23 protein-coding genes and 3 tRNA genes are annotated in these 24,479 nt (G+C 36.4%); 11 read left to right on the plus strand and 15 right to left on the minus strand.

Translation table 11 applies throughout. The annotated features are described in order from the left end of the window. Positions 1-223 precede the first annotated feature (223 nt). The gene (locus tag GLP24_RS05200; protein ID WP_101769084.1) at positions 224-703 is read left to right on the plus strand and encodes a LabA-like NYN domain-containing protein; all 480 of its coding nucleotides are present in this window, start codon (positions 224-226) and stop codon (positions 701-703) included. A gap of 52 nt (positions 704-755) precedes the next feature. Here GLP24_RS05200 and GLP24_RS05205 read toward each other — a convergent pair whose 3' ends face one another. Further along, positions 756-1,442 carry a cation transporter gene (locus GLP24_RS05205; protein WP_101769083.1) on the minus strand — a complete coding sequence of 229 codons (687 nt, stop codon included), beginning with the start codon at positions 1,440-1,442 and terminating at the stop codon, positions 756-758. Positions 1,443-1,612: 170 nt separating this feature from the next. Between GLP24_RS05205 and GLP24_RS05210 the strand changes: the two genes are divergently transcribed. Further along, positions 1,613-2,497 carry a LysR family transcriptional regulator gene (locus GLP24_RS05210; protein ID WP_101769082.1) on the plus strand — a complete coding sequence of 295 codons (885 nt, stop codon included), beginning with the start codon at positions 1,613-1,615 and terminating at the stop codon, positions 2,495-2,497. Positions 2,498-2,990: 493 nt separating this feature from the next. Next, positions 2,991-3,695: an aquaporin Z gene (gene aqpZ / locus GLP24_RS05215; protein WP_221944150.1), complete on the plus strand. Its 705-nt coding sequence runs from the start codon at positions 2,991-2,993 to the stop codon at positions 3,693-3,695. Positions 3,696-3,793: 98 nt separating this feature from the next. On the opposite strand, the gene ydiJ is transcribed toward aqpZ, so the two are convergent. Beyond that, on the minus strand, positions 3,794-6,853 hold the full coding sequence (gene ydiJ / locus GLP24_RS05220; protein WP_232615642.1) for a D-2-hydroxyglutarate dehydrogenase YdiJ: 3,060 nt from the start codon (positions 6,851-6,853) through the stop codon (positions 3,794-3,796). Between the two features lie 344 nt (positions 6,854-7,197). Further along, entirely contained in the window at positions 7,198-8,646 is a 1,449-nt protein-coding gene (locus GLP24_RS05225) for an NAD-dependent succinate-semialdehyde dehydrogenase (RefSeq protein ID WP_232615643.1), read from the minus strand. Positions 8,647-8,927: 281 nt separating this feature from the next. Between GLP24_RS05225 and GLP24_RS05230 the strand changes: the two genes are divergently transcribed. Next, complete coding sequence (locus tag GLP24_RS05230; protein ID WP_232615644.1) at positions 8,928-9,767, plus strand: pirin family protein; 840 nt, start codon at positions 8,928-8,930, stop codon at positions 9,765-9,767. Positions 9,768-9,929: 162 nt separating this feature from the next. Here the strand turns inward: GLP24_RS05230 and GLP24_RS05235 are convergent, their stop codons facing one another. Beyond that, positions 9,930-10,403, minus strand: a complete 474-nt coding sequence (locus GLP24_RS05235; protein WP_101769077.1) for a DUF2947 domain-containing protein — start codon at positions 10,401-10,403, stop codon at positions 9,930-9,932. A 143-nt stretch (positions 10,404-10,546) separates the two neighbouring features. Then, a complete protein-coding gene (locus tag GLP24_RS05240) occupies positions 10,547-10,765 on the minus strand; it encodes a hypothetical protein (RefSeq protein WP_101769076.1) in 219 nt (72 codons plus the stop codon). A gap of 366 nt (positions 10,766-11,131) precedes the next feature. Between GLP24_RS05240 and GLP24_RS05245 the strand changes: the two genes are divergently transcribed. Further along, positions 11,132-11,965, plus strand: coding sequence for a DUF3108 domain-containing protein (locus GLP24_RS05245; protein ID WP_101769075.1), 834 nt, complete (start codon positions 11,132-11,134; stop codon positions 11,963-11,965). Positions 11,966-12,019: 54 nt separating this feature from the next. Here the strand turns inward: GLP24_RS05245 and GLP24_RS05250 are convergent, their stop codons facing one another. Next, entirely contained in the window at positions 12,020-12,271 is a 252-nt protein-coding gene (locus GLP24_RS05250) for a hypothetical protein (protein ID WP_101769074.1), read from the minus strand. 143 nt (positions 12,272-12,414) lie between these two features. On the opposite strand from GLP24_RS05250, the gene GLP24_RS05255 reads away from it, so the two are divergent. Further along, a complete protein-coding gene (locus GLP24_RS05255) occupies positions 12,415-12,594 on the plus strand; it encodes a DUF3012 domain-containing protein (protein ID WP_152653140.1) in 180 nt (59 codons plus the stop codon). A gap of 101 nt (positions 12,595-12,695) precedes the next feature. On the opposite strand, the gene GLP24_RS05260 is transcribed toward GLP24_RS05255, so the two are convergent. The 4 genes from GLP24_RS05260 to GLP24_RS05275 form a co-directional block, all read right to left on the minus strand. Continuing rightward, positions 12,696-12,782: transfer RNA gene (locus tag GLP24_RS05260), tRNA-Leu, on the minus strand. Between the two features lie 258 nt (positions 12,783-13,040). After that, positions 13,041-13,116, minus strand: a tRNA-Gly gene (locus tag GLP24_RS05265). An 11-nt stretch (positions 13,117-13,127) separates the two neighbouring features. Next, positions 13,128-13,201 (minus strand) — tRNA-Cys (locus GLP24_RS05270). 160 nt (positions 13,202-13,361) lie between these two features. After that, positions 13,362-14,285 carry a PfkB family carbohydrate kinase gene (locus GLP24_RS05275; protein ID WP_232599905.1) on the minus strand — a complete coding sequence of 308 codons (924 nt, stop codon included), beginning with the start codon at positions 14,283-14,285 and terminating at the stop codon, positions 13,362-13,364. 410 nt (positions 14,286-14,695) lie between these two features. Between GLP24_RS05275 and GLP24_RS05280 the strand changes: the two genes are divergently transcribed. Both GLP24_RS05280 and GLP24_RS05285 read left to right on the plus strand, forming a co-directional pair. Next, positions 14,696-16,573, plus strand: a complete 1,878-nt coding sequence (locus tag GLP24_RS05280; RefSeq protein ID WP_232584078.1) for a DUF294 nucleotidyltransferase-like domain-containing protein — start codon at positions 14,696-14,698, stop codon at positions 16,571-16,573. A gap of 15 nt (positions 16,574-16,588) precedes the next feature. Next, positions 16,589-17,338 carry a 3'-5' exonuclease gene (locus tag GLP24_RS05285; RefSeq protein WP_232575249.1) on the plus strand — a complete coding sequence of 250 codons (750 nt, stop codon included), beginning with the start codon at positions 16,589-16,591 and terminating at the stop codon, positions 17,336-17,338. Positions 17,339-17,445: 107 nt separating this feature from the next. Here the strand turns inward: GLP24_RS05285 and GLP24_RS05290 are convergent, their stop codons facing one another. From GLP24_RS05290 to GLP24_RS05295, 3 genes are all read right to left on the minus strand, one after another. After that, positions 17,446-19,020: a BCCT family transporter gene (locus GLP24_RS05290; protein ID WP_101769069.1), complete on the minus strand. Its 1,575-nt coding sequence runs from the start codon at positions 19,018-19,020 to the stop codon at positions 17,446-17,448. 566 nt (positions 19,021-19,586) lie between these two features. Continuing rightward, complete coding sequence (locus GLP24_RS19840) at positions 19,587-19,718, minus strand: hypothetical protein (RefSeq protein WP_269154964.1); 132 nt, start codon at positions 19,716-19,718, stop codon at positions 19,587-19,589. Positions 19,719-19,854: 136 nt separating this feature from the next. Then, a complete protein-coding gene (locus tag GLP24_RS05295; RefSeq protein ID WP_101769067.1) occupies positions 19,855-20,172 on the minus strand; it encodes a glutaredoxin domain-containing protein in 318 nt (105 codons plus the stop codon). A 364-nt stretch (positions 20,173-20,536) separates the two neighbouring features. On the opposite strand from GLP24_RS05295, the gene amrA reads away from it, so the two are divergent. Then, positions 20,537-21,157, plus strand: a complete 621-nt coding sequence (amrA, locus tag GLP24_RS05300) for an AmmeMemoRadiSam system protein A (protein WP_101769066.1) — start codon at positions 20,537-20,539, stop codon at positions 21,155-21,157. 159 nt (positions 21,158-21,316) lie between these two features. Continuing rightward, on the plus strand, positions 21,317-21,772 hold the full coding sequence (locus GLP24_RS05305; RefSeq protein ID WP_101769065.1) for a hypothetical protein: 456 nt from the start codon (positions 21,317-21,319) through the stop codon (positions 21,770-21,772). Between the two features lie 50 nt (positions 21,773-21,822). Here the strand turns inward: GLP24_RS05305 and GLP24_RS05310 are convergent, their stop codons facing one another. After that, on the minus strand, positions 21,823-22,950 hold the full coding sequence (locus GLP24_RS05310; protein ID WP_331254161.1) for an endonuclease/exonuclease/phosphatase family protein: 1,128 nt from the start codon (positions 22,948-22,950) through the stop codon (positions 21,823-21,825). Positions 22,951-23,045: 95 nt separating this feature from the next. Next, a complete protein-coding gene (locus GLP24_RS05315; protein WP_232615645.1) occupies positions 23,046-23,537 on the minus strand; it encodes a hypothetical protein in 492 nt (163 codons plus the stop codon). A gap of 266 nt (positions 23,538-23,803) precedes the next feature. Between GLP24_RS05315 and mobB the strand changes: the two genes are divergently transcribed. Further along, complete coding sequence (mobB, locus tag GLP24_RS05320; protein ID WP_101769064.1) at positions 23,804-24,325, plus strand: molybdopterin-guanine dinucleotide biosynthesis protein B; 522 nt, start codon at positions 23,804-23,806, stop codon at positions 24,323-24,325. Positions 24,326-24,479: the final 154 nt, after the last annotated feature.

The following is a 24,479-nucleotide window of genomic DNA, read 5'->3' on the forward strand; positions in this document are numbered from 1 at the left end:
GATGCTTGATGTGGTTGATCGATTAATCGTTATGGAACATGGTCATATCGTTGCTGACGGCCCTAAAGAACAAGTATTACAAACATTACGTAACGGTAATATTAATCAATCTCCAACAAATAAATAAAATAGTACACGTAACTATTTTAATTAATAATAGTTGTAATATATGGCCAGTTTGTCCACCATAACAAACTGGTTACTTAAACTATTTAGGATTCTCGTGGAAAAAGTTGCGATTTTTGTCGATGTCCAAAACATCTATTATACTGTTAAAGAAAAGTATCATTGTAACTTCGATTACAATGCTTTTTGGGCAGAAGTATCACAAGGGCGAGAAATTGTTGCCGCTTATGCTTATGCCATTCATAAGGGTGATGAAAAACAACGACAGTTTCAAAATATACTGCGTGGCATTGGCTTTGAGGTAAAATTAAAGCCGTTCATTCAACGTAGTGATGGTTCAGCAAAAGGTGACTGGGATGTGGGCATTACTATTGATGTACTAGAACACGCTGCCGATGCCGATCGTATTATTTTATTATCAGGTGATGGTGATTTTGATTTACTGGTCGAGAAAGTACAAACCAAATATAATACTGTTGTTGAAGTCTATGGCGTTCCAGGTTTAACAGCGACCTCTTTAATTAATACTGCACAACATTATCGAGAAATTGAAAACACCTTACTCCTTGGACGTTAGGATTATTCAAAAAAAAGGCCAACATTATATGTTGGCCTTTTTTTTATCAGAATTATTTCACATGCGGAGCATGAACAAGATCTGAATGGCTATAAATGTTCATTAATTCACTTACGGCTTGACGCACCATTTTGACAGGGACAATAATGAAATAAATAGAAGCTAAGATCACCATTGTAGGATCTGCATAAACAGCCAAATGTGCATATTGAGTCATCATCAATACTTTTGCGACTACAAAACCCATTAATACAGCAGCACTGATAACAGTATCCATTACCCACTGTTTTGCTTCGGCGTCAGCTAATGCTGATGAAATATTTTCACTTTTGACTTTGATATAACGGTATGTGCCATAACAACCCACAACACTAATCATACCAAAGGCTAAAGCCACACCCGCATTGATATCTCGACCACCAGCTAAAATAGCTTCAATAGCTGAATAAAATGACCATATACACATTAAAGCAATCACTGAGCCTTTAATCGTAATAACAGCAGGAGCTATCATCGCGACTTGCGAACTATCTTTGTTTATTTCAGGTTTATGAAGATAATGCGCAGCACCCAGAGACAACATGGTTAACGCCAAGCTTACTAAAGAATATGCACCATCAAAAATAATCACTAAAGAACCAACCAGTGACCCAAGTACAATCCCTAAAATAGCAAAAGTAAACGATGACACAGAAGACAACAGGAGTAAACCGCGCTCTTGTTGCATTGAACTAGACATATAGGCCTCAATCGACAGATTTTTCGTCGTTTTTTTGTTAAGTTATGAAACTAATGAGATGATACAATCACTTCTATTAATACTATAATCACTGAGCGTCAATTTTATCGTCGCTGAAAAGTGCAATTACACACCCACATACCGCCATATTTAACCCACCGGTGTCGTCAATGAAAATAGTTCAAATTGAAATGTTTCTATCAACAATAAAAACAGGCTCAATTGCCGAAGCTGCTCGTCGTCATGGGAAAAGTCGTACAACTGTTAGTGCATCGTTAAGTGCACTAGAAGACACCTTAGGCGTTGAGCTTCTAAACCGCAGTGGTAATCGCATTACACCAACAGTGATTGGTGAAGCAACAGTCAATGATTTTGAACGCATCATCTTAATTGCACGAGATATTCACACTCGCTGTGAGCAATATAATATTGGTGTTGAGGCAAGTATTCGCATTGCTCGCGATGATTCATTACCAGAATCATTATGGCGTCAATTATTACGTCAGATCCGCATTCAATTCCCACAAACAAGTGTCTCGATTTATAGTGCTCCAACACAAGAACTAGAAGAAATGGTGGCAAAGAATCTTGTCGATGTCGCTTATGGTTTATTACCTAATGCTCATATTTTCTCACGATTACAGCAAACAGACTTAGGACAAATGCGTATGATGTCTGTTGCTCATAAAAATCACCCGCTGAGTCAACTGAGAAAAGTAAATGATGCCGATCTTGAACGCTATACTGAGATTGCTGTCGCTTACTTTGATGAAGAAAGCTTACGTATCGTGACACCTAAAGCCGGGAAATATATCGCTTTATCTTTTTATGAACACTTACGCGATGCCGTACTTGATCAAACAGGCTGGTCATCATTACCCGCGATACTTATTAAACAGCACTTACGAGAAGGGACACTTAAGGTTATTAAATATAATCGAGCCATGAATTGGCAATCATATGGTGAGGTTGTTGAAAATGAAGCTCGACGCGGTACCGTTGTAAAATGGCTATCTGAACAATTAGAAACCTATTTATTCGATGAAAGCGATTAATTCTCAATATTCACATTTACAACATCATAATTAATTACACAAATATAGCATCAACATAAATTTATAAAATAATCGCATTTTAAGAGCATTATCTAAAATAATGATAAATATACCTGACAAATAGCCATCTATTGCTAGACTTATTCTCACCTATAAATAAATATTCATATAATATCGTATATCCATGAGAATAAATTATTCTTTAGCAAAATAATTTATAGTAAATTTTCAATTACAAGCTAGATTGCACAGCGTTTTTAATTCACTATGTGCGTCACAAATTAAGATCGTCTAATGCTAGCTTCAATAATGGTACATACAACTATTACGAAAACGATCTGACATAATATGTAATAACATAACAGTATTATTAGTAACGAGCTTGATATGAACAGTGAGCCGTTACAAGAGTAAAAAAGAAAGTTATATCAATTAATTGTTTATATTTTCTAACGTACCCTTAATCGTAATTTAAAAGGAAATAAGCTTTATGATGAGAAAATTAGTTGCTGAATTTATCGGCACCGGTTGGTTAGTTTTAGGCGGTTGTGGTAGTGCTGTATTAGCGGCGGCATACCCTGATTTAGGTATCGGATTTTTAGGTGTTGCTCTGGCATTTGGTTTAACTGTGGTAACCATGGCATACGCAATTGGTCATATCTCAGGTTGTCACTTAAACCCAGCCGTTACTGTTGGTCTATGGACTGGCGGTCGTTTCCCGACAGGTGACGTTATTCCTTACATTGCAGCACAAGTACTTGGTGGTATTGCTGGTGCTGGTGTGCTTTATATCATTGCAAGCGGTCAGGCTGGTTTTGATCTTGCAAATGGCTTTGCTTCTAACGGTTACGGTGCCCATTCTCCTGGTCATTACTCTTTGTTGTCTGCATTCGTTACCGAAGTTGTAATGTCATTCATGTTCTTATTCGTAATTTTAGGTGCAACACATAAGCTTGCTTCTCCACAAATGGCAGGTCTTGCGATTGGTCTAGCACTAACACTGATTCACTTAATCAGTATTCCTGTAACTAATACATCAGTTAACCCTGCTCGTAGTACTGGTCCTGCATTATTCGTTGGCGACTGGGCAACATCACAATTATGGATGTTCTGGGTTGCACCTCTGATTGGTGCTGCTATTGCTGGTGTTGTATACCGCTGGTTATGCCCTGACAATGAATACCGTTCAGTAAGCTAAGTTTACTAAGCCAATATTGAATATAAAAAAGCGAGCTTAATCATTAAGTTCGCTTTTTTTATGGCTTATAATTTATACGGTACTCATCAGCTTCACATTTAGAGACCAACCAACTGTAACAACGCCTGTACTGGATGTTTAAATTGAATATGTTCCAATCGTTTAACTTGGCTACGACATGAATAGCCAGTTGCCATACAGCGAGTGGAGTCATACTGATCAATCTTCTCTTTCCAGCTTAAATTAAACACGCTCTTTGACGCTTCTAATTTATCGCTTTCATGACCGAATGTACCCGCCATTCCACAGCAACCAACAGGCACAGATTCCATAACACCGCCAAAATGCGTAAAAATGGCTCCCCATTGCTTTTCAGCATTAGGTAATTTGGTTTTTTCCGTACAATGGGCAAACAGATACCATGGCTTATCATTTTGCAATGGTCTTTGCGGTAATTGATGTAATAATGGTAATAGCCATTCATGAGCAGTTAAAACCATAAATTTACCTCGGCGTTGTTGTAACACTTCAGTATATTCATCGCGATAACACAATACTAAAGCAGGATCGACACCCACCATCGGTATATTCAATACTGCTAATTGATTTAAAAAATCAGCCGTTGATGTTGCTGTTTTCGCAAATGCTTTTAAGAATCCTTTTACATGTTGTGCTTTTCCATTAGGTTTAAATGGCAGCAAAATCGGCTTTTTACCTAGTTTCTCAATTAAATGGATAAAATCACGTACAACTTGCGCATCATAAAAACTAGTGAAAGGGTCTTGAACCACTAAAACGTAATTCTCCCGCTCGTGATCTGATAGTGCTTGTAACCATAACATGTCAAAACATAACGCATGATGGCCATCCAAACTTTCAGATAACGTTGGTACCGACAGTAATGGCATATCAACATAACCAATAGTCTTTAAGGTTAACTTTTTCGACCATTGTGGTCTGATTACACTGTTTACGATGACTGGTGCTTTCACCATTAACGGTAAAATATTTTCAACATACGCCACCAAATAATCTTTTACTGGGCGTTGATAACGGCTGTAATAAATATTCATAAATCGTGAACGAAAACTGGGTACATCAACCTTAATCGGACATTGACTAGCACATGCTTTACACGCTAAGCAACCATTCATCGCGTCCATGACCTCATGTGAAAAATCATAGCGATGACGATTAGAACCATAAGTATTTTTTAAGCGATCTATGATCTGTTTGATTGTTGGAGATGTGGTTAATAATTGCTGTTCTAACTCATCAGCATTGATCCCCTGCTCTGCTAATTGTCTTAGCCATTCACGTACTAACCCTGCTCGTCCTTTAGGTGAATGACGTCGATCAGCTGAAATCTTCATTGAGGGGCACATAGGCGAGCTGGTGTCATAGTTAAAACACAAACCATTACCGTTACATTCTATGGCTTGTTTAAAGCTGTCTCTCGTGGTTACAGCAATTTGTCGATCATAAAAACCCCGCTTTACACTATCAACTTTAACTAATTCACTATCATTACCAAGTGGTGTACAAATTTTACCAGGGTTCATACGGTTATGGGGATCAAACGCCGCTTTAATTCGACGTAGCTCTGTGAATAATTCTTCACCAAAAAAAGCAGGACCATATTCAGAACGAAATCCCTTACCATGTTCGCCCCACATTAAACCGCCATATTTAGCGACTAATGTAACCACTTGATCAGACACTTCTTTCATTAACAATTCTTGGTGGGGATCGCACATATCCAACGCAGGACGCACATGTAAGACACCCGCATCAACATGTCCAAACATGCCATACTGAAGAGATTTTTCATCCAATAACTGTCTGAATTCAGCGATAAAATCTGCTAAATGTTCAGGTGGTACACAGGTATCTTCAGCAAATGCTATTGGCTTTTTCGCCCCTTTAACAGCCCCTAATAACCCCACTGCTTTTTTACGCATGGTATACATTTTTTGGATACTGGCTAAATCATCACAAACTTGATAACCAATAATACCCGCTTGTTGATCTGCTATTAATTGGTCAAGTTGTTGGCACAATGCTGCAACGTGTTGTTGGTTCTCTGTGAGATCATTACTGGCATACTCCACCATGTTAATACCTAACATGATTTTTCCCTGTACATCAATTAATAGATCTTCAACCGTATTCCAAACAATGTCTTCTTTGGCTAGATTTAATACTTTTGAATCAATGGTTTCAACCGATAATGCATGGGCAGCCACCATCATCGGTGCATTGCGTAATGCAGAATCAAAACTATCGTATTTAATATTGACTAACGTGCGAGACTTTGGAATTGGCGTAATATTTAACTTAGCTTCTGCGATAAAGGCTAAAGATCCTTCAGATCCACATAATAAGCGTGCAATATCAAACTGTTGAAGTTGTTCATCATAAACATGTTTCAAATCATAACCAGTAAGAAACCGATTAAGTTTTGGGAATTTATCAACTATTTGTTGGCGTTTATTCCGACAAATTTGAGCGGTTGTTTTGATGGCATTATTAACAAACGCAGTATCATCCAATGCCATAATTTGATCGTTATTTAGCGGTTCAGTATTAAGTACCGAACCATCAACGCATACCGCAGTCAGTGCTAAAACATGATCAGATGTTTTGCCGTATTTTAATGAACCCTGACCAGAAGCATCGGTGTTAATCATGCCTCCAATCGTGGCGCGATTACTGGTTGAAAGATCAGGCGAGAAAAAATAGCCATAGGGACGTAAAGCATCATTCAGTTGATCTTTAATGACACCACTTTGAACACGTACCCAACCTTCAGCAATATTAATCTCTAAGATTTGATTTAAATAGCGGGAAAGATCAACCACAATTCCAGATGTTAAGGATTGACCGTTTGTTCCCGTACCACCACCACGAGGAGAAAATATAACGCTCTGATAATCATCATGACAACCTATTTTCCCAATAAGAATAAGATCATCAATATTACGAGGTAATACCACCGCTTGGGGTAACTGTTGGTAGATACTATTATCAGTTGCAACCGCTAATCGACTAGCATAACTCTGTTCAATATCACCTTGAAATCCAGCTTCAGATAGTGCGGTTAAATATGATAGTACGACATGATCAATACTACTTTGATAGGTTAATGCAGGTAACATATTTTTTACTCTCCCTTTTCCAGTGATTACGCAATCATGCGCAGCCATTTCCAATAGCACTGGATTTACTATTTATTATTAATCACTTTAACAATACGTTGAAAGTGTATATTTTCACTTTACTCTACCTAGAAACTAAACAAAACAAAACAAAACAAAACAAAACAAAACAAAACAAAACAATTTATAAGTTCATCACCTATAATACCAGCCAGTAAAGCTATTATATTAATAACAGTAACAAAGCCTCAATTTATGGTAAAAATGTTGTTTATATTGCAAGTAAATAAAATAAAGCCCTTAAAAAGAGCTTTATTTTTAATAGAACAAAAATACAAAGATGACTAAATACCGCCCATCAGGGTATATTTCATTTCAGTATATTCTTCTAGGCCTTGATGAGCACCTTCTCGACCTAATCCTGATTCTTTAACGCCACCAAATGGTGCAAGTTCAGTTGAAATAAGGCCTTCATTCACGCCTACCATGCCATATTCAAGTGCTTCACTCACATTAAATGCGCGCGATAATGATTGCGTATAAATATAAGCGGCCAAGCCTGAATCAGTATTATTAGCACGATCAATAACGTCTTGATCATCATTAAAACTAAAAATAGCGGCTAATGGGCCAAAGGTTTCTTCAGTCGCAACTAACATGTCATCTCGAACATCACGAATAATCGTTGGCTGAACAAAACAGTCACTCGAAAGTTGTTGGCTACCTAACACTAAGTGAGCACCTTTTAACATCGCATCATGAATATGACGTTCAACTTTTTCAACCGCAGCTCGATTAATTAAAGGCCCGATAGTCACACCGTCATCTAATCCATTACCGACGTTCAGTAATACCACTTGTTGACATAATCGATCAATGAATTGTTCATAAATACTACTATGTACATAAATGCGATTAGCACAGACACATGTTTGGCCTGCATTACGAAATTTAGCAATCATCACACCGTCAATGGCACGATCAATATCAGCGTCATCAAAAATAATAAAGGGTGCATTACCGCCTAATTCTAATGATACTTTTTTTACACTGGCAGCCGCTTGCGCCATTAACAATTTACCAATCGCTGTAGAGCCTGTGAAAGAAATCTTTTTAACTTTTTTATTACCCGTAAGTTCAGCGCCAATTTTAACCGCATCACCCGTTACAACACTGAATAAGCCATCAGGAATGCCGGCTTCTTGCGCTAATGCCGCCAATGCCAATGCGGTAAAGGGAGTATCAGGTGCGGGTTTTAATACCACAGCACAACCCGCAGCGAATGCAGGACCACATTTACGGGTGATCATTGCCGCAGGGAAATTCCATGGCGTAATAGCCGCCACAACACCAACAGGTTGGCGTGAAACTAAAATTCTTGCGTCAACTTTATGGCTTGGAATTATTTCCCCATTCATCCGCTTAGCTTCTTCGGCATACCATTCAACAAAGCTTGCAGCATAGACTATTTCGCCTTTAGCTTCATTAAGTGGCTTACCTTGCTCTAAGGTCAAAATAGTGGCTAACTCAACCGTATTATCAATAATCAATTCATACCATTTACGCAATACGGCCGCTTTATATTTTGCGGTTGTTTTTGACCACTTCCGATACGCTTTATCTGCACTGTCTATCGCAATTCGTGTCTCTTCAGCCCCCATCAAAGGTACATTTCCAATGACTTCAGCTGTTGCAGGATTAGTCACAACGGTGTGTTTTCCTGAATATGCGTTGACCCACTCACCATTTATAAACGCTTGTTGTTTAAACAAACCACCTAAAGATAATGTCATTACGATACCTTGCTTTATTTTATCGATGAATTAGTAACAAAAAAAGTGCTCATTAACACTCTTCATTAAAATAAATAACCAATTGATTACGTTATTATATTACAACCTTACTAATATAACAGCTTAGGTAGGCATTCAGAGACACCCAGAGCTTAGAAATAAAATCACAAAAATAGCATTATTCATCAGCAAATAATTATTATCACGACTACGCTTTAGCTAATATAGATATTAAAAATAAACGTCGTGTTACTGCCATTTAAAGTGGATATAAATATCTTATGCCAAAAAATAGACAGCTTACTCATATTCGTCATGGTATAAAAAAAGGCATTACTACTTCTTTCATCCATGAGAAACATTTTCCAACCACGAATCCATTTGTTTTATGGGAACACTTTACATCGAAAACACCCACTAACCACGGTCTTAACTTTCATGGCCATTCAGGTGTAGAAGCGATTAGCTATCCTCTTACAGGGACTATTTCACATTATGACTCAACACCACAACATCATATAATTAACAGTGGTGATGTTCATATAATGACAAGCGGTCAAGGAATCATTCATAAATCTACCACGTTGCCACAGCAATCAATAAGTGAATCGTTCCAATTATGGATGGCTCTACCGGCTACAAATAATAATGAAATGTGTCAACCTAAGAGCCAACTATTCAATAAGGATAACTTTCCATTAGTTGAAACAAATAATTCAACTACCAAAGTATTAGTGGGTCATTATCATCAATATTCTAGCCCCGTAAAAAGTCATTGTGAGCTAATTTTACTTGATATTATTATGGCCTCTTATAGCACCTGGTATTTTGCACCACCTAAACAACACCTATCAGGTTTTATTTACTTAAAGTCAGGTGTCGCTTATAGTGCTAATAATAAATTAACACCATTTCAAATGGGATTGTTTGAATCATCTTCATCACCAATAATAATCACGACAACGAATCAAAGCTCACGATTTTTCATTGCTGTTGCTATTCCATTAAAGCAACCATTAATAACAAATCAACATTCAGTCCACTCGTGTAAAAATAATATCAATAAAAGCCAAACGACAATAAATAAACTATTATCTAATGTTAACCAATTAAATTGTTAATATTAACTTTACTATAAACTTCTAAATATAAAACAAATTATCAATTAAATCCCATTTAAAATAATATTATATCGATATCAATTTATAACTTTAAGAATAGAATACTATTTATCTAATTAAAATGCCGTATATAGGTATACGACATTAATAATCAATTGATAATTATGGACGGGTTGCTACTTGGAATGTACCATTTGATTGGAACCAAATAGTTTGCTTTTGCTTACGACCAAGTAATAATGGACCATCATCAAAAAACAAAAAATTCTTCCAATTACGTTTAAATACACCCCATTTAGTTTCAATAATATTATATTTTTCATAACAGAAAAAAATAGTAGTATTATCTTCCCACTTTACATCAGCCAGTAGCTCTGCTGGTAACTCAGGTTCATCACTGTCCCAAGCTTTCTGCCAATCTATTGAGTCTGACCAAATTTTTTTATCAAAAGCCCAGTCGCCTTTCTCAAAATGATCAGCATCAGAACTTTGGTTACTCACATGTTCACACCACAATTGCGCTGAACGAGCTTGAGTAAATGGTTTTATTTGTACTAAATCAGCTTCCGATACAGGCATTGATGCATGAGTAAAAATCCACTTACGTACGTAACTATCAAATTCGATATAATTCATTTGTCAGCCTAAAAAGATAAAGACGACGCAATGTACATCAGTGTTGATATTTGTTCCAGTCTCTCACCAATAATTTTTATATTTCAGGGTTTATTGATATAAAAAGGCACAACAAAAAATTGCACCCAATCACACTGTTTAGTTTACTTATTTTGATCCCACAAATTACTGACCCAACCACCAATATGATCATCATAATGATTATCTGAAAAAGTAGGCGATGTTTTTATAGGTCGATCATGATGATATTCAAGCAGCTCAGATATATGCCTCACCATCGGATCATCGGTAGACTGCATTTGCCGTTTTTGGGCAACTTCCTTAATAATCTGTAATCGATATGACGAGCTCATTTTTTTCATTGCTAACTCCTCTAAGTGAAATACACAAATAACAACCAAATAAAAATAGGCCTCTCCACGGATTACGTCAAATCACTAATTTTAAATTGTTATATATTCACATTACACTCTGAAATAAATTTTACCTATAAAACAATAAGTTAAATTAATTTACGTGTATGTGTAAAATATAGCCTTCTTGTGAAGTATTTAACCAATTGATTATAATAAACTTTAAAAAAATATTTTTTCTGCTATTTTTTATAGTATTCATACTGCAATCTCAATATTGCACCATAATTAGCAACGTTAGTTTTATGCCGTATCTGTTAGACGATTAAACCGCTATAATTAATACCGTTATTTGTAATTATTCTAGGAGTGTTTGTGCGTTTATTACCTGTTATTACTTTTTCTCTAGTCAGTTTTTTCAGTACTGCTATTAATGCTAACGCAGATACATTAGTACCGTCTTCTCTCGTAAACAATATTTCTACTCAACTAAATAAAGCATCTACAAAAATAAAGACGATTCCCACCGAGTTATTACCAAGTAAAAATAACCAATGCAATAAAACTTTGAACTACAAGATTTTTTTTGAAGGACATGATATTGGTAATTATCAGCGTAATATAGTTTGGAATGGTACTCAGGCAAATATTTATACTAACAGTACCGTTAATGTATTAATCACTAAAGCAAAATTAAACCAGCATTCAACACTTCATTGGTCACCACAACGTCAAAGTTTCGTGACAGATTCTTTTGAGCGTAATATAAAAGGCTTAATGACAGGTAAAGTCTCTGCCACTTTTACTGATAATGGTGCAAAATCAACAGTAATTGAAGATGGTAAATCACGTCAATTCAGTGAAACCTTATTACCTATACTTGATGGTGATGCAATCGCGGCACAAATGCGATTAGATATAATGCAAGGTAAGAAAAATTTTGATTTTATTTTGCAAAATAGTGATGACATTAGTCATTATTATTTTAAAGTTATCGGAGAAGAAACAATTGCTACCAATTTTGGTGATCTAAAAGCAATTCGCATTGATCAAATAAAGAAAAGTGATCGCCAACTTTCATTATGGTTTGCACCTTCAATTGACTATCAACTAGTACGTGCAACCTACAAACGTAAATTACTCGATTTAAAAACGGTATTAATCAGTAAAAAAATTAACTGCCCGACTAACTCAGTATTCATTAAATAACCATCATCGCAATCAACTGAACAGCCATTATATAGATGGCTGTTTAATTATAGATTACTTCGCTACTGCTTTACTGCCAATAATCTTATATGCAGGCGTACCTCTGACTAACATTTCACGAGCAAATACAGTCTGGCATTCAGGGCAAATACATGCTTGTAGAGTAAAGTCTTTACTTATCCTCTCCTTAAAGCACTTCACTAATGCACCCTTTCCACCTTTACGATATTTAAATAGTACTGTTTTACAACGGCGACACAACACATCAACCGTTGTAACTGGGCCTTTTTTATTAGGTTTAGCCATTAAAATCTTTCTTCTTATGATAAGAGATACAATCAGATTCTTACTTATTTAACTAACGTCGATATAGATACAATACCGTTATTTCTCACCTAGTGTAGTATTAAATAGCTAATAAAGTGAATATCACACACAAAAGGATACCAATGAAAATAATTTTAATTCTTATAAGTACTGTATTTTTATTATCAGCATGCACACCAACAGTTGGGAGTGAAAAATGGTGCCAACAACTAAAAGAAAAAGCCAAAGGAGAATGGAGTGCGAATGAAGCGGTTGAATTTACTCAAAATTGTATTATTCGATTAAGTGATGACAAAAAATAAGGCTAAGCCTTCATTTTACATAATCTTAAATGAACTATTAATAAAGATAATAAACAGCAGACGAAAAAAAAGCTCATCTAATGATGAGCTTTTTTAATCGATGGTGCCCCGGGCCGGACTTGAACCGGCACAGCGCGAACGCCGAGGGATTTTAAATCCCTTGTGTCTACCAATTCCACCACCAGGGCACGCAAATCAATGCGATGGGTAAGACACCATCTTTAGATATCGCTATTTAGCCATATCTTTTAATTCTGTTATAACAACTTCCTTTACTTATATAAAAGAAGAGATGGTGCCCCGGGCCGGACTTGAACCGGCACAGCGCGAACGCCGAGGGATTTTAAATCCCTTGTGTCTACCAATTCCACCACCAGGGAACGCAATTTAATGCGATGGGTAAGACACCATCTATAAATATCGCTATTTAGCCATATTTTTTAATTTGGAGCGACACACGAGGTTCGAACTCGTGACCTCAACCTTGGCAAGGTTGCGCTCTACCAGCTGAGCTAGTGTCGCAAGAGGAAGTATGGAGGCGCGTCCCGGAGTCGAACCGAGGTACGCGGATTTGCAATCCGATGCATAGCCACTCTGCCAACGCGCCATATTTCCTAACCGATAAGACGTTGTTGTCTCGCGGTATGGGGTGCATTCTACGGATTACTGAGAATGAGTCAACTGCATTTTGTAACTTTTTGATTGTTTGGTTATTTTATGTGCAAAACAATCAATTACGATCATATGATAGTCAATTACACCCTACTCTACATCATGTCACGCATTGAATCAGAAGGAATAATTGCATCTAAAGATGTTGTCACTCTATGACTCAGTGTTTGCGCTAAGACTAATGATTGTGAAATCGTTTGTTGATTAATTCGAGCAGCAAGATAACCAGCAACAAAGGCATTATCCACTATCTGATCACCATACTGCACTGCCAATTTGATAGTTGCTACTCGTAATAAAGCATCAGAACGAATAACCAAACTACACACGGTACATTCTGTACTGCTAGCTTGCTTAAAAACAACCTCACGACATCCCCATTGAATATAACGCTGGGTTAAATAGCGTGCGCTTCCCCAAATTCTCATTTCATCATTCAAATCAATAAAGGCGATATCAACATAAGGAAATATTTTTCCATACCAATATTGAGCTTGCCTCGTTGACCAAAGATCAGCGCGAAAACTGTTATCTAAATAAACCTTTCCTCCTTTTTCCTTATGTATCTCAAGTAAACTCAATAACACTGTTTTATCATCATCTGTTAATGCCGCAATACTGCTACCACTAATATAAATTGCATCATAGTCATTATTAGTCACAGCATGATGTAATAAGGCTGGACCATAAGAGAAATAATACCGCATTGCATTATCTTTATTCCAATAATGATAATGACGTTGACCATAGTTATCAGTTTCGATAAAGCATAAATTAGGAAATTTAGTTGCTAAACATTTTACTAAACTGGTATCAATATTTTCTCGTTGCCAACATTGCAGCATTTGCATTGATATTTTTTCAATACCAATACATGTTGCATAGCTAACATGTATTGCACGCGAACCACCTAGCCGTGCTAGATATAAAGCACGATTAACAACATTACCTCCATATGTTTGATGTCGAGGTGAATGGTTAAGCTCAACTAATGCTTCTCCAAAAAAAACAATCTTCATATCTTTCCTCGCTAGAGATAACGATAAACAATAATACACCGCTTAAAATTGACTCATTAAAGCCTAATACATTCTGTTTTATCATTATCTTTACAATACTCTAGATTTGACTTTTTTTTAGATGATAATAGGGTTTATCCAGTAATAATAAAATACCTCTGGCTCTTGAGCGTTTAACACTATTTCCTGCTATTCATTGAAGTGTATATTCCTGTTCTAATTAGATTCACATCAATATTATTATTATCAGTTATCTCTGTAATCATTAAACTAACAATATATGATTTCCATACAGGCATAGGTTACAATTCTAATAGTGATAGACCATTTTTTAACAACATAAGATCTATTGCTCTTTAATTATTATCTGCGGAGCCTTGCTCCTATTTTTTATTGATGTGGACTGAGATATGGAAGCAGAACAAACAGAAATTCTTAATTTTATTAGCCAATACTCACCGTTCGATTTACTGCCAGAAGAACAACTGAACGAATTAGCTATCGAAATTGAAGTGGCCTATCACCGTGCAGACAGCATGATTTTAAACCTAGGTGATAGCATTAATGATTTATTTCTTATTCGTAGTGGGGCTGTTGAGGTTTATCGTCGCAAAGGAGAACTATATAACCGTTTAGATGAAGGTGATATTTTTGGGCAAATGGGATTATTAATGAATAATCGAGTCAGAATGCCCGCAAAAGCCTTAGAAGACACCCTACTCTATTGCATACCAGGTAACCTATTTACCAAACTCTGTGATGACTATGATAGTTTTGCTGACTTTGTTGAAGTTGATGATGGTTCTCGTCTACGCCACGCTGTCTCTCGTCAAAATGATGAAAATGATTTAACCACTTCTAAAGTGCGTACATTACTAACTCGCGATGCAGTAATCCTTGATCAAAATGCAACCATTCAAGTTGCCGCTCAAACGATGGCTGATGAAGGTATTTCAGCGCTACTTATCTGCGATGAAAACATCACTGACGATGATGATGATAATGACTTAATTGTCGGTATTATCACTGATCGAGATCTATGTACACGAGTATTAGCGCTTGGCGTATCAACCGCAGAATCAGTCTCGACGGTGATGTCAGCCGAGCCGATCACACTCGATCATAATGCCTATGTGTTTGAAGCAATGCTTACCATGCTGCGCTCTAATATTCATCACTTACCCGTCATGCGAAATAAACATCCCGTTGGCATTATTAGTGTTTCTGATATTGTGCGCTATGAATCTCAAAACAGTTTATTACTCGTCAGTAGTATCTACCAGCAACAATCCGTAGAAGAATTAGCGGCATTATCAACACAAGTTAAAGACTGTTTTGTGCGCATGGTTAATGAAGATGCTAATTCACATATGATTGGTAGTGCGATGGCTGAAATTGGTCGAAGCTTTAAACAACGCCTGCTTGAACTCGCAGAAGAAAAATATGGCCTACCGCCGGTACCATATTGTTTTCTTGCGCTCGGCTCAATGGCTCGTGATGAACAACTAATCGTCACCGACCAAGATAATGCGATCATTCTTGATAATCATTTCAATTATGACAAGCATAACGCCTACTTTGAAAAACTGGCTAAATTTGTCTGTGATGGATTAGCTGAATGCGGCTATACCTATTGTACGGGCGATATTATGGCAACCAATCCAGAATGGCGCAAAACCCGTCAACAATGGGAAAATTGTTTTGCCGATTGGATTGATAATCCTAAACCCATTGCATTACTTAACAGTTCAATATTCTTTGATCTTGGTGGTGTATGGGGTAAAACTAAATGGGCTAAACAACTTAATGGCTTTATCGTCCGCCGAGCACGAAATAGCCCTCGCTTCTTAGCGTGTCTAGCCCGTAATGCTTTAAACCGCACTCCTCCATTAGGATTTTTCAAAGATTTTGTAATGGAAAAAGATGGTCGACATAATAACTCAATCAATCTTAAACGCCGTGGTACAGCGCCGTTAGCCGATTTAATTCGCGTACATTCCCTTGCTGTTGGTTCACGATCACAAAACTCTCTTGAACGCCTTGATGATATTATCGATAGCGGCATTCTACCTCCGGGTCGAGCACAAGACTTACGTGACGCGATGGAATACATCTCTTTAGTCCGTATTCGTCACCAAGCATTAGATATTGAAGCAGAAATCGAGCCTGATAACAGTATTGAACCTGAAAATATGTCTGATTTTGAACGTCGAAATCTCAAAGATGCATTCCAAATATTAAGTAAAGCGCAAAACTTTGTAAAATTTCGTTATCAATCAGCAAGATAATAAAAAGAGCAGTTAATGTTTCATTACGGATCAAAACAATCTGCTTCTGCACACTTTACGCGTAACATGCCAGTTCCTGACTGGCATTTACGGTTTAAAATATTGGCGCAAGAAGCACAAGATAGCCGCATAAAATCTTATTATCAGACGGGTATTATCGCTGAAGACACACCATTAAGTGAAGTGCCGTTTGTGGCACTCGATTTTGAAACGACAGGACTCAATTCAGAAACTGATGATATTGTTAGTATTGGATTAGTACCCTTTGATATTCATCGTATTTATTGTCGAGAATCACAACATTGGGTAGTAAAACCTAAGGTAAAATTAGAAGAAGATTCTGTCGTTATTCACGGCATTACGCACTCTGACGTGCAACAAGCACCTGATTTACGTCGTATTCTTGAAGCGGTATTAGATGCACTAGCGGGAAAAGTTGTCGTTGTACATTACAAAAATATTGAGCGACAATTTATGGATCGCGCCTTAAAAATTCGCTTAGGAGAAGGAATTCAATTCCCCGTCGTTGATACATTAGCCATTGAAGCAACCATTCAACAGCAACTAGTTAACGGCCTGTGGAATAGATTAAAAGGTAAACGTCCAGATTCAGTACGACTGGGAAAATGCCGTTCTCGTTATGGTCTACCAGCCTACCAACCGCACCATGCATTAACTGATTCTTTAGCAACAGCAGAATTACTTCAAGCACAAATCGCCTATCACTTTAGTCCTGAAACACCCATTGGCTACCTTTGGGAATAAAACGATTGTTACAGAAAACGACTCCCATAAAAAAGCAGCCACTCAGATCTTATTCTGGCGGCTGCTTTTTATGACGTTAGCGTTATTTTAAGTACTTAACTACTGGGTTATTTATCACGCTCGGTTCTAAAGCCCATTAATAAACTGACGCACATTAATAATAAAATAAACGTAAACGGTAACGCTGTAGAAATTGTACCCGCTTGTAATGCTTCAATGGCTTGCGTACCACCAACCCATAACAATGCAATCGCAATAACACCTTCAACGGCAGCCCAGAAAATACGCTGCGCAACAGGGTTATCAACTTTACCTCCAGCTGTAATACTATCGATAACCAATGAGCCCGAATCTGATGATGTAACAAAGAACACCAAAATAAGAATCACCGAAATAAACGATAAAATAGTACCAAAGGGTAACGCATCATACATTTGGAACATTGCTAACGGCACTTGGGTGATACCTTTCGTGCCTAATGTACCAATATGATCCATTATTTGATGAATAGCCTGTCCACCAAAGACTGACATCCAAACAATCGTTACTGCTGTTGGAATAAGTAATACTGCAATTAAGAACTCACGAACAGTACGACCTTTTGAGATACGCGCAATAAATGAACCTACAAATGGTGACCATGAAATCCACCATGCCCAATACACAACAGTCCAAGCATGCATCCATTTTTCATCAGCACGATCATATGGATTACTTAACGGAATAAAGTTTTCAATATATCCCATTACTGTCTTTGGAATAGTATCAATAGAAACAGAAAAACCGACAAGAGCTACAAAAATCAATAAGACAACGGCAACTATCATATTAATATTACTCAGTAACTTAACACCAGAATCGATGCCTTTTGCTACAGAATAAATAGCGACACAAGTCACAACAATGATAATACCAATCTGTAATCCTAAGCCGCCATGAGTACCAAATACATGGTTAATACCACTCGCTGCTTGTTGTGCACCTAAGCCTAATGAGGTCGCTAAACCAAACAATGTTGCTAAAACAGCTAGAATATCAATAATATGTCCAGCCCAACCCCATGTCCGATCACCAAGAATGGGATAAAATACAGAGCGAATAGAAAGGGGTAATCCTTTATTATAAGCAAAATATGCCATTGATAATGCAACAACACCATAGATAGCCCAAGGGTGTAAACCCCAGTGGTACATCGTTGCACCCATCGCGACTTGAAAAGCTTCTGGTGTTCCTGGTGTGACATTTAATGGTGTAGAACCACCCCAACCAGTGAAATAAGCGGCAGGTTCAGCTACACTCCAAAACATTAAGCCAATGCCCATACCCGCAGCAAATAGCATTGAAAGCCATGATAATGTTGTGTGCTCAGCTTCTGCATCTTTACCACCTAGACGAATGCGTCCATACGGTGAAACAATCAAGGCTAAACAAAAGAAAACAAAGAAATTACCGGCCCAAATAAATAAAGAAGCAAATTGATTAACAATCGCACTCTTTACACTATCTAAAGCGGCTTTTGCTGTTGCTGGATCAGTAACTAAAATTGCAATTAAAAAAATGACTATCAATCCAGCACTCACACCAAAAACGGCGTTATGCACATCGAACCCCCACTTTTGGACGTTATCTTGCCCAATAGTGTAATCCGTATTATTTATACTATATTTATCGTGTTTACTCATTTATTACATCCTGTTAGATATCGCCTCAACTATAATATTTAGTCATGTAAATAAAAATTAAAGCGCCATTATATAACCATTAGTAGATAAGAACTGTCAATAGAGCAATAAAGCAACCAAATGAATTGATTTGATTAATTTTAAGCCCAAAGCAGACGTTGCTATTAATTGCTTTTTATCACAATAACTATTTTTTATTTGTACTCTAACTATCTATTGCTACAACTTTAGTTCATTTGAAATTTTTAACTACTTTTTATATGTAACAATACCAAATTACATTTATTTTTATTATTTTTAATCAATAGATTAGACGTAATATTCACCCTAAATAGTAGAAGCACTCATTAGTATAAATAAACAAAAAATATTGGTATTAACTTACCGCATTATAAAAATGAATAAGCCATTATCAACTCATCGCTTTTAGTATGAATAATAAAGCTTCTTGAAAAAATAATACTGTTTAAAAGTTAATTATAATTAATTAGTAAGTTTGCAAAAATTAACCAGTATCGATTATTTTTTAATCAAAAACGACAATAAAAACAAGTAATGGTAAATTATCAAGCAAACTCAAGAGAGATAGAAGTACAACCTTTTATACAACCTATTCCTGGTTGCTCACTTTGTTCTGGTGTAATCAATACCAAAGGTTGTCCACATTTCTCACAAGCAACCACTTTCCCTTGCATCACTTTTTTACTGCATGTTGATTGCTAAATGATTGTTTAGCTTGTTTATTTAATTGCGAAAAATCCAATTTCATCATTTATCTCTTAGGTATTTATAAAAAGGGGGAATTCCCCCTTCATTAGTTATATTAGATCAATTCTATAACTCAAAATCATCAAAGCTAGTATTACCAACTTGACGTTCAAGAAATGCAACTAAATCATCATGACCGCCAATATAGTGACCATCTAAAATAATCTGTGGTACTGTTCGTACATTAACATTTGCACTATGTTGAATAAAATCCACCATAACCATTTTTGTTAATTGTTGTCCGAGTACTAATGTCACATATTCAGTACCTTGCTGATCCAGCAATGCTTTTGCTTTTACACAATACGGACAATTAGGCTGAGTGATTATCACATTTTTATATTCACTTAATTGTTCAATTGTCAAACCTTGATCGCTATTCATAATCTAATGTATCTTCAGTATCAAAAATGACATTAACGATAAAACAATCTACGTTGTGAGTAAAACCCATAAACAACACAATCAAAAAAATAATCAAAAAAGCACAAATATCACTCAGTTATGACAATTTAACAACACGCTGATGCGAAACTTACAAATAGTATAAATTAGACAAACAAGTTAACACTTTTTACTTACGCACATATTGAATAATCAGTAAAAATAGATGATATTAATCAAACAATAAAATAAGTTATAGCTCGTATAACATTTTATATCACTGCCAAGCATTTTATAAATACACACCTTCATTATTTATATACGGACGTATTGATAATCATAAGAATCAAAAAGGAGAACACTGGTGGATACTTCAGCTGTCACACATCAAACATACAATAAAGGTGAACTTACGCAGCTACTGGATATTGCCCGTGATGCGATTCGAGGTCATTTTTCAGAAAAAGCAATTTCAACGTCTGCACCTAAAATAGAGCACTATAATCGTAAAATGTTGCAACCTGCAGCATGCTTTGTAACATTAGAAGTTAACGGTCAACTACAAGGTTGTATCGGTTCTACGATTGCAACTAAACCTTTAATATTAGAAATGCATAACAAAGCGATTGGTAGTGCTTATGAAGATCGCCGTTTTATGCCACTTGCAGAAGATCAACTTGATGATTTAAGTATTGAAGTCGAAGTGCTATCACCGTTGGTTATACAACCCTTTAGTACTGAAGCTGAATTATTTGAGTATTTATCTCATAGTAAGCAAGGGGTGTTGTTAACGGATCGACACGTACAAACAGTTGTATTACCAAGCGCTTGGCGTCGAGGGTTATCAACGCTTCAATTTATACAACTACTCAAACAAAAAGCTGGTTGGTCAACTAATTATTGGTCTGACTCTATGGTCATTAAAACGTTTACTACCTGCGCACTTAAAGAAAATTTCAATACTATCCGCGGTAAATATTTTTAATTAACAATCTAAAAACATCATCAATATAAAATGACTGAGATATTTAGTCATTTTATCATATTTATAACATCTAACCTCTAAAGTATGACATAATTTACAAAAATTCTACGTTACCAATAAAATACATAACAGATTTTATTATTACTTTATTGAGGTTTTATGAGTAAATTTATCTATCCATTTTTAGCTGGCATTCTATTACTGGCAACATTAAGTGGTTGTAATAGCACACCTAAAGAAACATCAAACCATTGGGTTAAACTAGCCACTAAAACTGCTAATTTTCAAACAGATACTGATACTGTCACAATCAACTCATTATTTAATTCCGCACACTATAACCATCTTAAATTAACGTGCATACAAGGCACTGTACAAATAGATGCTATTAAAATCAATTATGCTGATGGTCATGTGCAACAACTGTCAACATTAGGTTTACTAACTAAAAATAGTTCTACACGCGCAATGACACTTGATCGCGCTCAAAATAAAATAAAATCAATTGAATTGACATATAACAGTATTGGTAATGCAACATTGAATTTAGCGGGTGTGACTAAAAAAGCCAAGCTTGAAATTTGGGCAAAAAAGACCGCAGATACCAATAATTAATACAATTTAAAAGAGGGACAATCGTTATTGTTCCTCTTTTATTATAATAATTACTCGGTAAGTTTGATATCAACCCAAACTAATCGATGATCAGATCCTGCTAGTGGTTTTTCTCGCCCTTTATCATCAAGCATTAATTGTCTTAATAGGTGAGCTTTTTCAGGCCAAAATACGCCACTCTTTACAACATTTAAATTAGCCGATGGCAACACATAATCTAAACGCATTCCACCTAAATGAGTCCATTCATTATTACACCCTTTACGTCGTTGCCACGGACGATATTCACTCCCCCCTATACTTTTAGGCGTTAATGCCCCATGACTTACCTGTTGGTGAACCCGAGGGTGATTAAGTAAATCTTTAATCGGAGTTTTTAAGCCATCACCATCGGTAACATCAGCATTAAGATCGCCCAGCACAACAAAAGATTGATCGAGAGCTAGCCCACCAGCAATACCCGCATCGTCCTCTAAATACGCAGCATTATCGAGAATATCGCAAATAAGTTGAATTTCATCATGATTACGTTTTGCATTGCGACGTTCAGGACCATCAAATACAGGTGGTGTTGGATGGCAACACACGAGGTTTATCACTTTAAAACCACACTGGATAGGTATAATGAGATGATTTTTAGACGATAATCGTAATATATTTACCGCTTCAGGACTGTAAAAATCATGAGGGATCAATGTATTTGGCATCGTGTTCCACAGCAGATGTTGCCATGAACGGACATTATTATCTTGAATAGGGTATTTAGATAATAAAACAAAACCAAAATTACCGTGAAAATGACCAAATCCCATTCCATCAGCTGGCAATGAAATCATGCCATCCTGATTGAGATCAACCCCTGTCAATAAACCCGTATTAGTGGCTGGGCACAAGCGATATGGATACTCGATAGGATCTTGTCCATATTGAGAAATCGCTAAATAATTATCACAGAAAGAGGCTAACGCACCATCATCACCCCCATCCCCGAGATGATCGAACTCACACAGCAATATCACATCAGCTGCGGCATGTTGAATAATGGCTGCAAGACGTTTTAAACGCGTAATATTAGGATTTGTTGCTAATGCTAATATTTTGCCCGGTTCACTGTCTGACATCGAAATATTAAACATCGCCACACGCAGTGATTGATTACGACTAGACGTAGATTTCACTTAAATTCTCATATACATATGCTTTTATACCAAACATTGTAATCGTCATTAACTATACCGCCAATAATAAACATCAGATTTATAAATAGATAATACTACTGATTATTCATTAATGTATTCAGTGCTAGCCGAATTTGTTTGGCATCATAACTCGCACGATGTTTAACGGGTCCTTGCCGTTCAAGGGCTAATTGAAAATATTCACGGTCAAGACCATTATGTTGTTTTAGCCAACAACAGATCTCCATTAGCATAAATGAAGGTCGCATATGAGCCGCATGATATAACCGACCTAACCAAAACAAATCCCATTCACTATCACAAAATACCCGTTCATATTGCCCTAAAACTGCATTAAGATGCTGACAAACATCGACAACTTGCTTACCATCTTGCTTTAATTCATCCCGTGTAATGCCATGAATATGTGATTCAGAAAAAGTGTCCCAATACAGCCACTCATCACTGGCTGATAACGGATTAATGAGTAAGCTATGATCCACACCACTTGGTAGTGAGTAACCCACTTCTATTGGATAAGAAAATTCTGAGAGTCCTGATGCTTCAAAATCTAACGTCGCCCACATTACACACTCCCTGTTAGGAAATATTATATTAATTGTTATATTTATGACTGTCATAGACTTATTAATAACAATAAACTCAATATAGATTAAATGTAGACTGTCACATTATTATTACCAAAAAACATGATTACTGTTTTTCATTCAACAACTGAAAATTAAGTTTATTTAAATAAATCCCTTATATATCAATAAATATACACGGTAGATAGGTGTTCACTTTTGTTAGGTATATAATAGCAAAAGAATCAATATCAACGGGTCTCATAATGATTACATCACCTACACCCATACTCGGTTTCGCGGGTTTTAGTGGTTCAGGAAAGACAACACTTCTTGAACAACTTATTCCCCTACTCAAACAACACAATTTACGAATCGGACTTCTAAAGCACAGTCATCATGATATTGATCCTGATACTCCAGGAAAAGATAGCTATCGCTTACGTCATGCGGGTTGTAGCCAAACCTTATTAGCCACTAAATCTCGGCATATGTTGTTCTTTGAGTATCCACAACAAGAACGCCAAGATCCTGAATTAAATCATTGTCTAAGTCAGCTTAATCATGAACTACTCGACTTAGTCTTAATTGAAGGGTTTCGTGACCAACCATTTCCAAAAATAGAAATTCACCGTCCAAGCTACGGCAAACCATTGCTTTATCCAACCGACAATACAATTATGGCATTTGCTAGTGATCAGCCAGCACCTGAAAACTGTTCATTACCACAGCTAGATTTAAATAACCCTCAAGATATTTGTCAATTTATTATTAAATGGTTAGCATAATTACGCATATTTGATGCCATATAAATACCGCTGTTTAGTGTTCTCTAAACGGCGGTACTTTAAATAACCTTATTATTCATAAGACACCATAATTTAATTTTTTCAATCATTCCAATAACTGATTTTTTATAATTTATTGGAATCCAATTGTATT

The organism is Photobacterium carnosum (genome assembly GCF_021236965.1).
Taxonomy (GTDB): Bacteria; Pseudomonadota; Gammaproteobacteria; order Enterobacterales; family Vibrionaceae; genus Photobacterium; species Photobacterium carnosum.

Bases quoted from the DNA above. Each gene is read 5' to 3' on its own strand.
- GLP24_RS05205 (WP_101769083.1), bottom strand. From the start codon at position 1,442: ATGTCTAGTTCAATGCAACAAGAGCGCGGTTTACTCCTGTTGTCTTCT.
- GLP24_RS05210 (WP_101769082.1), top strand. From the start codon at position 1,613: ATGAAAATAGTTCAAATTGAAATGTTTCTATCAACAATAAAAACAGGC.
- aqpZ (WP_221944150.1), top strand. From the start codon at position 2,991: ATGAGAAAATTAGTTGCTGAATTTATCGGCACCGGTTGGTTAGTTTTA.
- ydiJ (WP_232615642.1), bottom strand. From the start codon at position 6,853: ATGTTACCTGCATTAACCTATCAAAGTAGTATTGATCATGTCGTACTA.
- GLP24_RS05225 (WP_232615643.1), bottom strand. From the start codon at position 8,646: ATGACATTATCTTTAGGTGGTTTGTTTAAACAACAAGCGTTTATAAAT.
- GLP24_RS05230 (WP_232615644.1), top strand. From the start codon at position 8,928: ATGCCAAAAAATAGACAGCTTACTCATATTCGTCATGGTATAAAAAAA.
- GLP24_RS05235 (WP_101769077.1), bottom strand. From the start codon at position 10,403: ATGAATTATATCGAATTTGATAGTTACGTACGTAAGTGGATTTTTACT.
- GLP24_RS05240 (WP_101769076.1), bottom strand. From the start codon at position 10,765: ATGAAAAAAATGAGCTCGTCATATCGATTACAGATTATTAAGGAAGTT.
- GLP24_RS05250 (WP_101769074.1), bottom strand. From the start codon at position 12,271: ATGGCTAAACCTAATAAAAAAGGCCCAGTTACAACGGTTGATGTGTTG.
- GLP24_RS05255 (WP_152653140.1), top strand. From the start codon at position 12,415: ATGAAAATAATTTTAATTCTTATAAGTACTGTATTTTTATTATCAGCA.
- GLP24_RS05275 (WP_232599905.1), bottom strand. From the start codon at position 14,285: ATGAAGATTGTTTTTTTTGGAGAAGCATTAGTTGAGCTTAACCATTCA.
- GLP24_RS05280 (WP_232584078.1), top strand. From the start codon at position 14,696: ATGGAAGCAGAACAAACAGAAATTCTTAATTTTATTAGCCAATACTCA.
- GLP24_RS05285 (WP_232575249.1), top strand. From the start codon at position 16,589: ATGTTTCATTACGGATCAAAACAATCTGCTTCTGCACACTTTACGCGT.
- GLP24_RS05290 (WP_101769069.1), bottom strand. From the start codon at position 19,020: ATGAGTAAACACGATAAATATAGTATAAATAATACGGATTACACTATT.
- GLP24_RS05295 (WP_101769067.1), bottom strand. From the start codon at position 20,172: ATGAATAGCGATCAAGGTTTGACAATTGAACAATTAAGTGAATATAAA.
- GLP24_RS05305 (WP_101769065.1), top strand. From the start codon at position 21,317: ATGAGTAAATTTATCTATCCATTTTTAGCTGGCATTCTATTACTGGCA.
- GLP24_RS05315 (WP_232615645.1), bottom strand. From the start codon at position 23,537: ATGTGGGCGACGTTAGATTTTGAAGCATCAGGACTCTCAGAATTTTCT.
- mobB (WP_101769064.1), top strand. From the start codon at position 23,804: ATGATTACATCACCTACACCCATACTCGGTTTCGCGGGTTTTAGTGGT.